Here is a 14,288-nt window from a genome sequence, read left to right as displayed (position 1 = left end):
TTACCGGGTGGAATTCTCGGAATCGGAACCGCCGCCGGCAGGCGGACGGGCCGTCGATACCGCACCGGCCGGTGCGGCGTCGCGAGGTGCGGCGTGCAAGGCGGCACCGGCCGCGTCGCGCGTCTGCACGAACTCTTTCTCGAAATCGAAGGTCTTGCGGGCCGTGGACATTGCCATCACCACATCGACGCCCGAACCGGCGTCCTTCAACCAGAACCAGAGGCGCCGCTCGCGCACGTAGAACATCGAGAAGATGCCGGCGACCAGCAGCAGGCTGCCAAGATACACCAGATTCTTGCCGGGTGCGCGCGTCAACTGAAATACCGAAGCTTGCACCTGCTTGAATGAGTCAAGCTGCAAATAGACCGGCGATCCATACAAAAAGCTGTCGGATAGCGCGTTGATCGCGTTCTGCACGAAGCGGATCGTGTCGGTGCCCTGCTGCGCCGCCGGCTCGCCCGCACGCTCGCGCGCGATCTGCCAGACCTCCCACATCGAGCCTTCGAGCATGCGCAACAGCAGGCTCGCGGCCTTCTCCTGCTCGGCCTTCGGCACCGAGCGGTCGATGAACGTCGCCACGGCCTGGAAGCCGCCGATCGGCTGGCCATCGGCGCCACGGCCGACGCTGTCGTCGCCCGCCGCAAAAAGGGTCAGCACCTTCAGCGCGCTGTCCTGCAGGCGGCTGCGCAGCGATGCGTCCATGCCCGGCAGCGAACGCTGCGCGAAGCGCGCAGCGGCCTCGGCGCGCGCGGACGGATCCTCGAGCGCGGCACGCAGGTGCATCCATTCGCCGATCGAATCCTGGCTGTCGGCCGGAATCCGCATGTAGCGGAACGGGTCGTTCGGGCTCGCACGCACGCCGGCGAGGAACACGCGCTCGCCGTTCATGTCGACGGGCAGCATATAGTTGTTGAATTCGCGCGCCTGGCCGTCCTTGCCGCGGATCTTGTACTGCACGGACGGGCCGATGTTGTGGAGCTGCGTCGGCTTCGACGTCTTCGCGCCGGAGCCCAGGCGTTCGTCGAACGCTTCCTTCAGCGAGCTCGTCGTCGCGACACCGCGCACGTCCGGCTTGCCGTTCGCGTCGGCCATGTTCTCGACGTTGATCGCACGGAAATCGGAGAACTCGATCGTGTCGCCGTCGTTGCCCGGCATCTGCAGCGGCGCCGAACTGCCGATCGTCCCCTTCACAGGGAAGGTCTTCGCGTTGCCGCCGGTCATCGGGTAGGCCGTCATCTGCATCTGCGAGCCGCCATCCTGGAAGCTCGACTGGTAGATCGACACGCCCTTGTACGTGAACGGCTTGTTGACCTCGACGCGCGCCGGGATCTTCTGGCCGGTCTCGCGATCGATCACGACGATGTCGCTCGCGAACAGCTTCGGCATGCCCGTCGTGTAGTAGTCGACGATGAATTTGTTGAGCTGGATCGAGAACGGCAGGTCCTGGATCAGCGAGCCGCTCGGCTGGTTCAGGATCGCGGTCGACACGAACTGCCCCTCGGGCACCCACGCGTAGCCGCGGAACGTCGGGTTCGACGCGGACAGGCGATGGTCGGGTGAGATCTCGCTGATCGTCGCGCTCGTGTTGACCGGGCTCTTGCCGAACATCCACATCTGGAATTTGATCGGCAGGTTGCTGTCGAGCAGGCCGCCGATACAGATCACGACGATCGCGAGGTGCGCGGAGATGTAGCCCCACTTGGTCATTGCACCGCGCTTCGCGGAGATCAGCGTCGCGCCGTCGTTCTCACGCACGATGTGCTTGTAGCCGGCCTTGGTGACGAACGTCGCGAGCGTCGCCGTGACCGTCGCGCGCGTGCCGGACGTCGTGTATTCGGCCTTGTGGTGGAACGCCCGCAGGCTGCCTTCGCGAACCTTGTCCTTCCAGCTCTTCGCATCGGCGAGCATCTTCGGCGCGTTGCGGATCACGCACAGCGAGATCGACACGACGAGGAAGATCAGGATCAGCATGAACCACCACGCGCTGTACACGTTGTACAGGCCGAGCGAGCGGAAGATGTCCGCCCAGAACGGCCCGAACTGGTTCACATAATTCGGATACGGATCGTCCTGGGTCAGGACCGTGCCGATGATGCTCGCAATCGACAGCACCACCAGCAGCGCAATCGCGAAGCGCATCGAGCTCAGCAACTCGACCGCACGCTTCGGTGCACCCTGACCCGACTTCGACTGCAACCCCGACGTGGTAACGCTCATTCAAACTCCGACTCAGGGGAAACAGCCCCCAACGCTCACTTTGATTATTGCCCCCGAAGGGGCGGCCAGTACGCTCGTGACGGCCGGCGCGCTGACAAAAAAGAAGGGCGAGGCAACCGCAACGATGCGGCGCCCCACCCTTTTCTTGTTCTGACTCCGGCCGCCCTTCGGGCGCCCGGTCATTCCGTTCGCGGCTGACCGCTCAACGCAGGCCCGCGATGTAATCCGCGACGGCCTTGATCTCGTTGTCCGACAGCCGCGTGGCGATCTGATGCATCGCCTCGTTGTTGTTGCGCGCGCCGGCACCCTGCTGGAACGCGGTCAACTGCGCGACCGTGTAATCGGCCCATTGCCCCGACAGACGCGGGTACTGAACCGGGATCCCTTGCCCTGTCGGCCCGTGGCAGCTCGCGCAGGCGGGTACGCCCTTTTCCGCGATGCCGCCGCGATAGATCTTCTGGCCGATCGGCACGGTTGCCGCATCGCGTGCGGTGCCGAGCTTCGTCGTCTGCGACCCGTAGTACGCTGCGACGTTGCGCATGTCGTCCGCGCTCAGCGCACTCGCGAATCCGACCATCACCGCGTTGGTACGCACCGGCCCCTTCGCGCCCGGCTGCGTCTTGAAGTCGTTCAACTGCTTGACCAGATATTCGGGATGCTGGCCGGCGAGCTTCGGGAAACTGCCCGACGCGCTATTGCCGTCGGCGCCGTGACACGACGCGCAGACTTGCCCGGCAATCGCCTTGCCACGGTCGAGATCCGGCTTTGCCGCATCCGCCGCGTTTGCCTCCGCTACCAAACCTACGAACCCTGCTGCAACCTGAAGCACCATCAGAGACTTGCACAGTCGATTCATTCGCACACCCTGTTTCGTCTTGTGGGAATTTGAGGTTCTGCAAAAAACGACGGCGTTCAGTCTACCGCAGAAGCTACATAAAAGCGCGAGGCAGGCGCCCGGTAGCCTTCGGTAAAACCGCCGTATTGTACAATATCGTGTTGAAAGCTCCGGCGCCTATCGGGGCTACCCCGCCTCCACCAAGCGGCTCGCGCCGCCCGTCCTTCCGGTTCCCATGGCCTTTCTGCTCCATCAAGCCCGCTTCTACACGACCGTCAACCATCTGCGCGACCTGCCGCCGACGGTCCAGCCGGAAATCGCGTTCGCGGGCCGCTCGAATGCCGGCAAGTCGACGGCGATCAACGTGCTGTGCAACCAGAAGCGGCTCGCCTTCGCGTCGAAGACGCCCGGCCGCACGCAGCATATCAACTACTTCTCCGTCGGCCCGGCCGCCGAACCCGTCGCAAACCTCGTCGACCTGCCCGGCTACGGCTACGCGGAAGTGCCCGGCGCCGCCAAGGCGCATTGGGAAATGCTGCTGTCGTCCTACCTCGCGACCCGCTCGCAGCTCTGCGGCCTGATCCTGATGATGGATTCGCGCCGTCCGCTGACCGATCTCGACCGCCGCATGATCGAGTGGTTCGTGCCGACCGGCAAGCCGATCCACACGCTGCTGACGAAGTGCGACAAATTGACGCGGCAGGAAAGCATCAACGCGCTGCGGACCACGCAAAAGGGGCTCGATGCGTATCGTGACCAGGGCGTTCAGGGCAAGCTGACGGTCCAGCTGTTCTCGGCGATGAAGCGCATTGGGCTCGACGAGGCGCACGAATTGATCGAAAGCTGGGTGCGGCCGTCCGTCGCCGACGAAAAAAGCGAGCCTGTAGCACAATGATCGGGCAACGCGCGGCCGGGATCGGCGGCGCGCACCTGACGGCGCCTGCGGTTTCGGCCGGCTCATAAAAAAACCCGCCGTTGAACGGCGGGTCAAACAGCCTAATCGAAAAACGACAGGCACCCGCTCAGGGAGGAGAAGCGGGGAGCTGCACGCGACGCGTGCCGCTCGATCGCTATCATATACCAACGCTCCCGAAAATGACCTAAGGGTTCCGTAAGGTCTTACTGCCCTGATTTCTACCCAATCGCCATGAGCTTCCATCCGCTTCATCGTCCGCGCCGGATGCGCCGCGACGACTTCTCCCGGCGCCTGATGCGCGAAAACCGCCTGACCACCGACGACCTGATCTATCCGGTGTTCGTCGTCGAAGGCACCAACGAACGGCAGCCGGTGCCGTCGATGCCCGGCGTCGAACGCGTGTCCGTCGATCTGCTGATGCAGGTCGCCGAGCAGTGCGTCGAACTCGGCGTGCCCGTGCTGTCGCTGTTCCCGGCCATCGAGCCGTCGGTGAAAACGCCTGACGGCCGCGAGGCAGCCAATCCGGAAGGCCTGATCCCGCGCGCGGTGCGCGAGCTGAAGAAGCGCTTCCCCGAACTCGGCGTGCTGACCGACGTCGCACTCGATCCGTACACGAGCCACGGCCAGGACGGCGTGCTCGACGAAAACGGCTACGTGATCAACGACGACACGATCGAAATCCTGATTGATCAGGCGCGCGCGCAGGCGGAAGCCGGCGTCGACATCGTCGCGCCGTCGGACATGATGGACGGCCGCATCGGCGCGATCCGCGAAATGCTGGAAAGCGACGGTCATATCCACACGCGGATCATGGCCTATTCGGCCAAGTTCGCGTCGGCGTTCTACGGCCCGTTCCGTGACGCGGTCGGCTCGGCGTCCAATCTGGGCAAGGGCAACAAGATGACCTACCAGATGGATCCGGCGAACAGCGACGAAGCGCTGCGCGAAGTGCGCCTGGACATCGACGAAGGCGCCGACATGGTGATGGTCAAGCCCGGCATGCCGTACCTCGACATCGTGCGCCGCGTGAAGGACGAGTTCCGCTTCCCGACCTACGTGTACCAGGTGAGCGGTGAATACGCGATGCTGAAGGCCGCCGCGATGAACGGCTGGCTCGATCACGACAAGGTCGTGCTGGAATCGCTGCTCGCGTTCAAGCGTGCGGGCGCCGACGGCGTGCTCACGTACTTCGCGCTCGACGCCGCGCGTCTGCTGAAAGCACAGCGCTAAGCGCCTGCCGGCAGGTGGAAAGAAAAACGGCGGGACACTTCGGTGTCCCGCCGTTTTTTTGTTTGCTGTCGATCGCGGCCGTATGCCTCGATCGTCAATTCATGCCACGAAAGCGCGCCGGTTGGCACCAGCGCGCCCGCGACGCGCATGGTCATACCGTCGGGACCGCAGCCCGGTCGAGGCTGCGCAGGAACGTCTCGGCCGCCTGATAGCCGACCACGCGCCCGATCTCGTTGCCGCTTCGATCGAAGAAGATGATGCCCGGCGGGCCGAACAGGTTGAAGCGCTTCAGCAGCGCCTGGTCATCCGGGTTGTTCGCGGTGACGTCCGCGCGCACCAGGTGAAGCTGCGCGAGTCGCGCCTGCACGCGCGCGTCGGTAAACGTCAGATGCTCCATCTCCTTGCAGCTCACGCACCAGTCGGCGTAGAAGTCGAGCATCACGGGCTGGCCCGCCGTCTTCAGCAGCGTGTCGAGCTCGCCGCTCGAGCGCACCGATGCGAACGCGGGACCGTCCTGAGCAACGGCCGCGCCTGCTGCCGCCGTACCGCCCGACGCAACCGTGCGTGCCGCCAGCACCGCCAGCGGCTTGACCGGATCGGTCGAGCCCGCGGCCAAGCCGACGAGCAGCGTGGCCGCCCAGATCGCGAGCGCAGCGCCCAAGCCACGGCCAAGGCGACGCCAGATCGACGTGGCGCCGGCATTCGGCGTGAACAGCCCAAGCGCCGCGGCCGCGATCAGCAGCCACAACGCAGCGAGCACCATCTTCAGGCCACCGGCCAGCACCGGCCACACGATCCACAGCGCGGCTGCGAGCAGCACGATGCCGAAGAACACCTTCACGCCGTCCATCCAAGCGCCGGCGCGCGGCAGTACCGTCCCGGCCCCGACACCGACGACCAGCAGCGGCACGCCCAGCCCCAGCCCCATCGCGAACAATGCAGCGCCGCCGAGCAGCGCATTGCCCGTGTGCGCGATGAAGGCGAGCACCGCGAACAGCGGTGCCGTCATGCATGCGCCGACAACCAGTGCGGACAGCGCGCCCATCGCCGCGACCGCGACGAAATGACCGCCCTGGCGCGCGCTCGATGCCTCGGCCGCGCCGTTCTGCCAGCGTGCGGGCAGCGCGATGTCCTTGCCCGAGATCAGCGAGACGGCAAACGCGGTCAACAGCACGCCGAACGCGCCGAGCACCCACGGGTTCTGCAGCCACGCGCCGAGGCTCTGGCCCACCAGCGCCGCGGCGATGCCGAGCACCGTGTAGACCAGCGCCATGCCGACCACATAGGTCAGCGACAGCGCGAAGCCGCGCGCATGCGTCGCGCGTGTGCCTTGTCCGATGATGATCGCCGACACGATCGGAATCATCGGATACGAACACGGCAGGAGGCTCAGCACGACGCCCGCGACGAAATACAGTCCGACGATCGTGAAGAAGCCATGCCCTTCGAGCAGCGACTGCGCGAAATCGGCGCTCGTGACCTTGTCGAACCAGCTGCCCGCGGCAACCGCATCGGCGGACGACGGCGACGACGAGGCGGCGCCCAGCGCGGCGCCATCGACCTTCACGACGTGCTCGGCCGGCGGATAGCAGATGCCCTCGTCCGCGCACCCCTGCGACGTCACCGCGAGCTCGAACGGACCTGACGCCTGCTTGACGGGCACATGCACGACGACTTCGTCACGGTAGGTCTCGACGTCCTTCTGGAACGTCTGGTCGAACTTCACGTGGCCGGCCGGGAATTGCGGATCGCCGAGCGTCGCCTGCCCGCTCTTCACCGCGAACGCGAACCGCTCGCGGTACAGGTAATAGCCGTTGGCGACCTTGAAGTGGACGTCCACCTGCCCCGGCGATTCGCTCGCACTGAACTTGAACGCAACCGACGGATCGAGGAAATCGTCGGCCGCGCGCGCGGCCGACAGGCCGCCGAGCACGAGCATGAACGACAACAGGACTGCGAGGAATCGCAGCGCGCGCACGCGCACGGGAAGCGCCATACCGTTAAACATGAAATAGACGTTGAGTTTCGCTCGTCACCCACTGGCCGTACGCGGCCGATGCCGTCGTCTGCCACGAGACGATTTCGGGCGTCTCGTAAGGATGATGCGCGAGAATAAATCGCTCCAGTTCGAGCGCCCGCACGGGGCTCGTCTTGAACAGCAACTGGATCTCGTCGGCCGTTTCGACCTTGCCCTGCCAGTGGTAGCGCGACTTGATCGCGCCGAGCTCCGACACGCACGCGGCAAGCCGTGCATCGAGCGCACCGTCGGAAAGCGTCTTGGCGGTCTCGGCATCGGGCACCGTCGTCAGCATCAGCACCACTATCATCCGCGCCCTCCTGGCTGGTCTATCGGCTCCTGCCGACGCGAATTGCCCACCTGGAGCGCGCGCCGGCTGCCCCGTATCGTAGCGCAGCCCGCGCAACGCTGCCGGCACCGCCCTGCGACAATCGATCGCAGCCGGCGCCGGAAAAACAAAAAGGGCCAAGCAATTGCTCGGCCCCTTTCAGATACTGCTGCGTACCGGAAGCTTACTCAGCTTCTTGCACGTTTTCCGTTTCGTCGACTTCCGGACGATCGAGCAGCTCGACCAGTGCCATCGGCGCGTTGTCGCCCACGCGGAAGCCGAACTTCAGCACGCGCAGGTAGCCGCCCGGACGGTTCGCGAAACGCGGACCGAGCACGTCGAACAGCTTCGCCACCGAGTCACGATCGCGCAGGCGGTTGAACGCCAGGCGACGGTTTGCCAGCGACGGCTTCTTGCCGAGCGTAATCAGCGGCTCGACGACTTTACGGAGTTCCTTCGCCTTCGGCAGCGTCGTCTTGATGACTTCGTGCTCGATCAGCGAGTTGGACATGTTACGGAGCATAGCCAGACGGTGGCTGCTCGTGCGGTTCAGTTTCCGCAGACCATGACGATGGCGCATTTCAGTTTCCTTGATTCAAAGTTTTGATCCAGCTCTTCTATCGCACCTCGATGGGTGCACGGGCCGGTAACGAAAAAAAGCAAGATGCGGATTTTAAAGGAAAATCCGCATCTTTGCCAACTACAGCAACAACCAGGCTTACTTGTCGAGACCAGCCGGCGGCCAGTTTTCGAGCTTCATGCCCAGCGTGAGACCGCGCGAAGCGAGCACTTCCTTGATCTCGTTGAGCGACTTGCGACCGAGGTTCGGCGTCTTCAGCAGCTCGTTTTCCGTGCGCTGGATCAGGTCGCCGATGTAGTAGATGTTCTCGGCCTTCAGGCAGTTCGCCGAACGAACCGTCAGCTCGAGATCGTCCACCGGACGCAGCAGGATCGGGTCGATCTGCGGTGCACGCGACGGCGCTTCGGCTGCCGTTTCCGTGCCTTCCAGCGCCGCGAACACGGACAGCTGGTCGACCAGGATGCGGGCCGATTGACGGATCGCTTCTTCCGGCGTGATCACACCGCTCGTCTCGATGTTCATCACGAGCTTGTCGAGGTCGGTACGCTGCTCGACACGTGCGCTTTCGACAGCGTAGCTCACGCGGCGAACCGGCGAGAACGATGCGTCGAGGACGATGCGGCCGATGATCTTGGCCGTGTCTTCGCCGTAGCGACGAACGTTGCCGGGCACATAGCCGCGACCCTTTTCGATCTTGATCTGAACGTCGAGCTTGCCGCCCTTCGACAGATGCGCAATCACGTGATTCGGGTTGATGACTTCGCAGTCGTGAGCCAGCTCGATATCGCCGGCCGTGACCACGCCTTCACCTTCCTTGCGCAGCGTAACCGTCACTTCGTCACGGTTATGCAGCTTGAACACCACGCCCTTCAGGTTCAGCAGCAGGTTGACGACGTCTTCCTGCACGCCATCCAGCGTCGAGTACTCGTGCACCACGCCCGCGATCGTCACTTCGGTCGGCGCGTAGCCAACCATCGACGACAGCAGCACGCGGCGAAGCGCATTGCCCAAGGTGTGGCCGTAACCGCGTTCGAACGGTTCCATGACCACCCTCGCGTGGTTCTCGCCCAGCGATTCCACGGCGATGATCTTGGGTTTCAGCAAACTGGTTTGCATGGGCTTTCCTTTTCAATACCCTCGGCTCGTTACACCGATAAGGCTGACCGGTAACAACCAGAAAATAAACAGCCGAGGCCCCTCCTTGCGCAACGCAATCGGGGTACCTCGGCCGTCAATCGGATTAACGCGAATACAATTCGACGATCAGGCTTTCGTTGATGTCGCCTGCGATTTCAGCGCGTTCCGGCATTTGCTTGAACGTGCCTTCGAACTTCTTCGCATCGACTGCAACCCAGCTCGGCATGCCGCCTTGCTCGGCCAGCGACAGCGCTTCGACGATACGCGCCTGCTTCTTCGCCTTTTCGCGGATCGCGACGATGTCACCTGCCTTCACTTGCTGCGACGGGACGTTCGCAACGACGCCGTTCACGGTGATCGACTTGTGGCTCACCAGCTGACGCGCTTCAGCGCGGGTCGAGCCGAAGCCCATGCGATACACGACGTTGTCGAGACGCGACTCGAGCAGTTGCAGCAGGTTTTCACCCGTGTTGCCCTTGCGGCGGTCGGCTTCAGCGAAGTAGCGGCGGAACTGACGCTCCAGCACGCCGTAGATACGCTTGACCTTCTGCTTTTCGCGCAGCTGCGTACCGTAGTCGGACGTACGTGCGCCCGAGGTACGGCCGTGCTGACCCGGCTTGCTGTCGAGCTTGCACTTGTCGGCGAGCGAGCGGCGTGCGCTCTTCAGGAACAGGTCGGTGCCTTCACGGCGGGACAGCTTGGCCTTCGGGCCGATATAACGTGCCACTTTGCATTCCTCTATCAATCAGTCACGCAGATCTGAATCCGCGCTAGTTCGCGCCCTTTGGGGCGAACGGTGGGCTTAGTCAATCAAAAAAGCAACGCCCGTCGACGCTAAGCGGCGACAGGCAATGTGCTAGCACGAACGTGCCAGCACACCTTTAGATACGACGACGCTTCGGCGGACGGCAGCCGTTGTGCGGAATCGGGGTGACGTCCGAAATCGCGGTGATCTTGATGCCGAGGCCGTGCAGTGCGCGCACTGCCGACTCGCGACCCGGGCCCGGGCCCTTGATCCGCACTTCCAGATTCTTCACGCCGTATTCCATCGCGACGCGGCCAGCCGACTCGGCTGCGACCTGGGCAGCGAACGGCGTCGATTTGCGCGAGCCCTTGAAGCCCTGACCGCCCGACGTCGCCCATGCCAGTGCGTTGCCTTGGCGATCGGTGATCGTGATGATCGTGTTGTTGAACGACGCGTGAACGTGAACCACGCCTTCAGCGACGTTCTTCTTAACCTTCTTGCGAACGCGTTGCGCCGCGGTGTTCGAAGCCTTAGCCATTACGTTTTCCTGTAACTGTCAGTTCCGCTTACTTCTTCAGCGCTTGCGCTGCACGACGCGGACCCTTGCGAGTACGTGCGTTCGTACGCGTACGCTGACCGCGCATCGGCAGGCCCTTGCGATGACGAACACCACGGTAGCAACCGAGGTCCATCAGGCGCTTGATGTTCATCGTCACTTCACGGCGCAGATCGCCTTCGACGACAAACTTGCCCACTTCTTCACGCAGCTTTTCCAAGTCTGCGTCGGTCAAGTCCTTGACCTTCTTCGAAAAATCGACGCCAGCTGCCACGCAGATGCTGCGCGAACGGGTGCGGCCGACACCAAAGATTGCCGTCAGGCCGATCTCGGTGTGCTGGTGATTCGGGATGTTAACCCCTGCGATACGAGCCATTGTTTTTCCTCAAACAAAAAGCGCAAACAAACGCGCGGTCAGCCTTGGCGCTGCTTGTGGCGCGGATCCGAGCTGCAGATCACGCGAACGACGCCTTTGCGCTTGATGATCTTGCAATTGCGGCAAATGCGCTTAACCGATGCCATCACTTTCATGATAATACCCTTTTTTCAAATCACTTCGCCCGGAACACGATCCGCGCACGAGACAGATCGTAAGGCGTCAATTCAACCGTCACCTTGTCGCCCGGCAGGATGCGGATGTAGTGCATCCGCATCTTTCCGGAAATATGCCCCAACACGACATGGCCGTTTTCCAGCTTCACACGGAAGGTCGCATTCGGGAGGTTTTCGATCACCTCACCCTGCATCTGGATTACATCGTCTTTGGCCATAGTCCTTTCAACGCATCGGGATGTTGCCGCCCTTGAAGTTCGCCTTCTTGAGCAGTGACTCATACTGTTGCGACATAACGTACGACTGCACCTGCGCCATAAAGTCCATCGTGACGACGACAATGATCAGCAGCGACGTTCCACCAAAATAAAACGGCACGTTCCAGCGCAGCACCAGAAACTCTGGCAGCAGACACACGAAGACGATGTAGATCGCACCGGCCAGCGTCAGACGCGTGAGGATGCGGTCGATATATCGTGCGGTCTGATCGCCCGGGCGGATGCCCGGAACAAACGCGCCACTCTTCTTCAGGTTGTCTGCGGTTTCCCTGCTGTTGAACACCAGTGCGGTGTAGAAAAAGCAGAAAAACACGATCGCCAGCGTGTACAGCAGCACATAGACCGGCTGGCCCGGCTTCAGCGCTTCCGCAACGTTATGCAACGTATTGGAAATCCAGCTTCCCGTCGGCTGACCGGTACTGAACCAGCCGAGAATCGTTGCCGGGAACAGAATGATCGACGATGCGAAGATCGGCGGAATCACACCCGACATGTTCAGCTTCAGCGGCAGATGCGACGACTGCCCACCGTAGATCTTGTTGCCGACCTGGCGCTTCGCGTAGTTCACGAGGATCTTGCGCTGACCGCGTTCGATGAACACGACCAGGTAAGTCACCGCGGCAATCAGGACAACGATGATGATCGCCGAAATGATGCTCATCGAACCCGTACGCACCAGCTCGAACAACCCACCGACGGCATTCGGGAACCCTGCTGCGATCCCGCCGAAGATGATGATCGAGATACCGTTGCCCAGACCACGCTCGGTAATCTGCTCGCCGAGCCACATCAGGAACATCGTACCGGTAACCAGCGTCACGACCGTCGTCAGACGGAACAGCATGCCGGGGTCAGTAACGAGGCCCGGCTGGTTTTCCAGCGCAGCCGCGATACCGAACGCCTGGAAGGTCGCGAGCACCACGGTGAAATACCGCGTGTACTGCGTGATCTTCCGTTGCCCTGCCTGCCCTTCCTTCTTCAGCGCCTCGAGCTGCGGCGAGACAATCGCCAGCAACTGCATGATGATCGACGCCGAGATGTACGGCATGATCCCCAGCGCAAAGATCGTGAAGCGGGAAAGCGCGCCACCCGAGAACATGTTGAACATGCCCAGGATGCCGCCCGCCTGGCTCTGGAACAGCTTCGCCAGTTGATCCGGATCGATGCCCGGCACGGGAATGTGCGCGCCGATGCGATAGACGATCAGCGCCAGGAGCAAGAACATTGCTCGCCGGCGCAGATCGCCGAATTTCGCCGTGCTTCGACCGGGTTTTGCAAGACTCGGGCTGTTAGCCAAGTACCTTCTCCGATGAATGCAAGTGACGACGCGCTACGCGTGTCACTCGGCGAACGAACCGCCAGCCGCTTCGATCGCAGCGCGCGCACCCTTGGTGGCACCGAGACCCTTCACGACGATCTTGCGCTTCAGTTCGCCCGTCGCGATGATCTTTGCGCTCTTCGTCAGCTCGCCGACCAGGCCGGCTTGCTTCAGTGCGAGCAGATCGATCTCATCGACCGGCAGCTTCTCGAGGTCGCTCAGGCGCACTTCACCGACGAATTCCTTCGTCAGCGACGTGAAGCCGCGCTTCGGCAGACGACGTTGCAGCGGCATCTGACCGCCTTCGAAACCGACTTTGTGGAAGCCGCCCGAACGCGATTTCTGACCCTTGTGACCACGGCCAGCCGTCTTGCCGAGGCCCGAACCGATGCCACGGCCGACGCGACGCTTGGCGTGCTTGGCGCCAGCTGCCGGCTTCAGGTTATTCAATTCCATATCAACTCCTTGATCCGTAGGGCCGCTTACGCGATGACCTTAACGAGGTACGAGACCTTGTTGATCATGCCGCGGACCGCCGGCGTGTCCTGAAGCTCGCTGACCGAGTTGAGTCGGCGCAGGCCCAGGCCACGCACGGTCGCGCGGTGCGATTCGCGGGTCCCGATCAGGCTCTTAACGAGCTGAACCTTGACAGTTTTTTCAGACATGGTGACCACCCGGGCTTAGCCCAAAATTTCTTCGACGGACTTGCCGCGCTTCGCCGCGATGTCTGCCGGGGTGGACTGCTTGCGCAGACCGTCCAGCGTGGCGCGAACGAGGTTGTACGGGTTCGTCGAACCGTGGCTCTTCGCCACGACGTTCTGAACGCCCATCACGTCGAACACTGCGCGCATCGGGCCGCCGGCGATCACGCCCGTACCTGCCTTCGCCGGAGCGAGGAGGACAGCGGATGCGCCATGCTTGCCGTGCACTTCGTGTTGCAGCGTGCCGTTCTTGAGCGGCACCTTGAACATGTTGCGGCGAGCTTGTTCCATTGCCTTCTGGACAGCGACCGGCACTTCCTTCGCCTTGCCCTTGCCCATACCGATGCGGCCATCACCGTCGCCAACCACGGTCAGTGCGGCGAAGCCGAGAATACGGCCACCCTTCACGACCTTGGTCACGCGATTGACCGAAATCATCTTTTCGCGAAGGCCGTCGTCGCGCTCGTCAGCCTGAACTTTCGCTTGCATCTTTGCCATGACGAATTCCTTCCTTAGAACTTGAGCCCAGCTTCGCGAGCTGCCTCAGCCAGCGCCTTGACGCGGCCGTGGTAGCGGAAGCCCGAGCGGTCGAAGGCGACGGATTCGATGCCGGCAGCCTTTGCCTTTTCGGCAATACGCTTGCCGATCAGCGTCGCGGCATTGACGTTGCCGCCCTTGCCCGACTTGTCGGCCAGTTCTGCGCGCACTTCTGCTTCGAGCGTCGACGCGCTGGCGAGCACCTTGGTGCCGCACGGCGAGAACACTTGAGCGTAGATGTGCGTGTTCGTGCGATGCACGGCGAGACGCGCGACCTGCAGCTCAGCGATCTTGATACGCGTCTGGCGAGCGCGGCGCAGGCGAGATTGAGTCTTATCCAT

General features: G+C 62.8%; 18 protein-coding genes. 2 read left to right on the top strand and 16 right to left on the bottom strand.

The genetic code is table 11. The features are described 5' to 3' along the window. Together CFB43_RS01695 and CFB43_RS01685 are read right to left on the bottom strand one after the other, a co-directional pair. The gene (locus CFB43_RS01695) at positions 1-2,217 is read right to left on the bottom strand and encodes a cytochrome c biogenesis protein ResB (RefSeq protein WP_089493947.1); all 2,217 of its coding nucleotides are present in this window, start codon (positions 2,215-2,217) and stop codon (positions 1-3) included. A 202-nt stretch (positions 2,218-2,419) separates the two neighbouring features. Next, complete coding sequence (locus CFB43_RS01685; protein WP_089493946.1) at positions 2,420-3,073, bottom strand: c-type cytochrome; 654 nt, start codon at positions 3,071-3,073, stop codon at positions 2,420-2,422. Between the two features lie 214 nt (positions 3,074-3,287). On the opposite strand from CFB43_RS01685, the gene yihA reads away from it, so the two are divergent. Further along, positions 3,288-3,947, top strand: a complete 660-nt coding sequence (gene yihA, locus CFB43_RS01680; protein WP_089444802.1) for a ribosome biogenesis GTP-binding protein YihA/YsxC — start codon at positions 3,288-3,290, stop codon at positions 3,945-3,947. Between the two features lie 252 nt (positions 3,948-4,199). Further along, entirely contained in the window at positions 4,200-5,198 is a 999-nt protein-coding gene (hemB, locus tag CFB43_RS01675) for a porphobilinogen synthase (RefSeq protein WP_089424302.1), read from the top strand. 151 nt (positions 5,199-5,349) lie between these two features. Here hemB and dsbD read toward each other — a convergent pair whose 3' ends face one another. From dsbD to rplR, 14 genes are all read right to left on the bottom strand, one after another. After that, a complete protein-coding gene (gene dsbD / locus CFB43_RS01670) occupies positions 5,350-7,206 on the bottom strand; it encodes a protein-disulfide reductase DsbD (RefSeq protein WP_089493945.1) in 1,857 nt (618 codons plus the stop codon). Further along, entirely contained in the window at positions 7,199-7,525 is a 327-nt protein-coding gene (gene cutA, locus CFB43_RS01665) for a divalent-cation tolerance protein CutA (protein WP_089472004.1), read from the bottom strand. Before cutA ends, dsbD begins: the two co-directional genes overlap by 8 nt. Before the next feature lie 202 nt (positions 7,526-7,727). Continuing rightward, a complete protein-coding gene (gene rplQ / locus CFB43_RS01660; RefSeq protein ID WP_006477175.1) occupies positions 7,728-8,123 on the bottom strand; it encodes a 50S ribosomal protein L17 in 396 nt (131 codons plus the stop codon). A gap of 138 nt (positions 8,124-8,261) precedes the next feature. Further along, positions 8,262-9,239, bottom strand: a complete 978-nt coding sequence (locus CFB43_RS01655; protein ID WP_006477176.1) for a DNA-directed RNA polymerase subunit alpha — start codon at positions 9,237-9,239, stop codon at positions 8,262-8,264. A 124-nt stretch (positions 9,240-9,363) separates the two neighbouring features. Continuing rightward, the gene (rpsD, locus tag CFB43_RS01650; RefSeq protein WP_021161733.1) at positions 9,364-9,987 is read right to left on the bottom strand and encodes a 30S ribosomal protein S4; all 624 of its coding nucleotides are present in this window, start codon (positions 9,985-9,987) and stop codon (positions 9,364-9,366) included. A gap of 154 nt (positions 9,988-10,141) precedes the next feature. Then, the gene (gene rpsK / locus CFB43_RS01645) at positions 10,142-10,543 is read right to left on the bottom strand and encodes a 30S ribosomal protein S11 (RefSeq protein ID WP_004197937.1); all 402 of its coding nucleotides are present in this window, start codon (positions 10,541-10,543) and stop codon (positions 10,142-10,144) included. 28 nt (positions 10,544-10,571) lie between these two features. Continuing rightward, on the bottom strand, positions 10,572-10,937 hold the full coding sequence (gene rpsM, locus CFB43_RS01640; RefSeq protein ID WP_006477178.1) for a 30S ribosomal protein S13: 366 nt from the start codon (positions 10,935-10,937) through the stop codon (positions 10,572-10,574). Between the two features lie 38 nt (positions 10,938-10,975). After that, on the bottom strand, positions 10,976-11,092 hold the full coding sequence (gene rpmJ / locus CFB43_RS01635) for a 50S ribosomal protein L36 (protein ID WP_004199844.1): 117 nt from the start codon (positions 11,090-11,092) through the stop codon (positions 10,976-10,978). 20 nt (positions 11,093-11,112) lie between these two features. Beyond that, the gene (gene infA, locus CFB43_RS01630; RefSeq protein WP_004521905.1) at positions 11,113-11,331 is read right to left on the bottom strand and encodes a translation initiation factor IF-1; all 219 of its coding nucleotides are present in this window, start codon (positions 11,329-11,331) and stop codon (positions 11,113-11,115) included. A 7-nt stretch (positions 11,332-11,338) separates the two neighbouring features. Further along, on the bottom strand, positions 11,339-12,688 hold the full coding sequence (secY, locus tag CFB43_RS01625; RefSeq protein WP_006482915.1) for a preprotein translocase subunit SecY: 1,350 nt from the start codon (positions 12,686-12,688) through the stop codon (positions 11,339-11,341). A 42-nt stretch (positions 12,689-12,730) separates the two neighbouring features. Then, positions 12,731-13,165, bottom strand: coding sequence for a 50S ribosomal protein L15 (rplO, locus tag CFB43_RS01620; protein WP_006477180.1), 435 nt, complete (start codon positions 13,163-13,165; stop codon positions 12,731-12,733). Between the two features lie 26 nt (positions 13,166-13,191). Then, entirely contained in the window at positions 13,192-13,374 is a 183-nt protein-coding gene (rpmD, locus tag CFB43_RS01615) for a 50S ribosomal protein L30 (RefSeq protein ID WP_006400644.1), read from the bottom strand. A gap of 15 nt (positions 13,375-13,389) precedes the next feature. Beyond that, positions 13,390-13,908 carry a 30S ribosomal protein S5 gene (gene rpsE / locus CFB43_RS01610; protein WP_006482895.1) on the bottom strand — a complete coding sequence of 173 codons (519 nt, stop codon included), beginning with the start codon at positions 13,906-13,908 and terminating at the stop codon, positions 13,390-13,392. 14 nt (positions 13,909-13,922) lie between these two features. Beyond that, positions 13,923-14,288, bottom strand: coding sequence for a 50S ribosomal protein L18 (gene rplR / locus CFB43_RS01605; protein WP_006477183.1), 366 nt, complete (start codon positions 14,286-14,288; stop codon positions 13,923-13,925).

The organism is Burkholderia sp. AU15512 (assembly GCF_002223325.1).
Taxonomy (GTDB): domain Bacteria; phylum Pseudomonadota; class Gammaproteobacteria; order Burkholderiales; family Burkholderiaceae; genus Burkholderia.
This window is presented reverse-complemented; position numbering and strand designations above follow the sequence as displayed.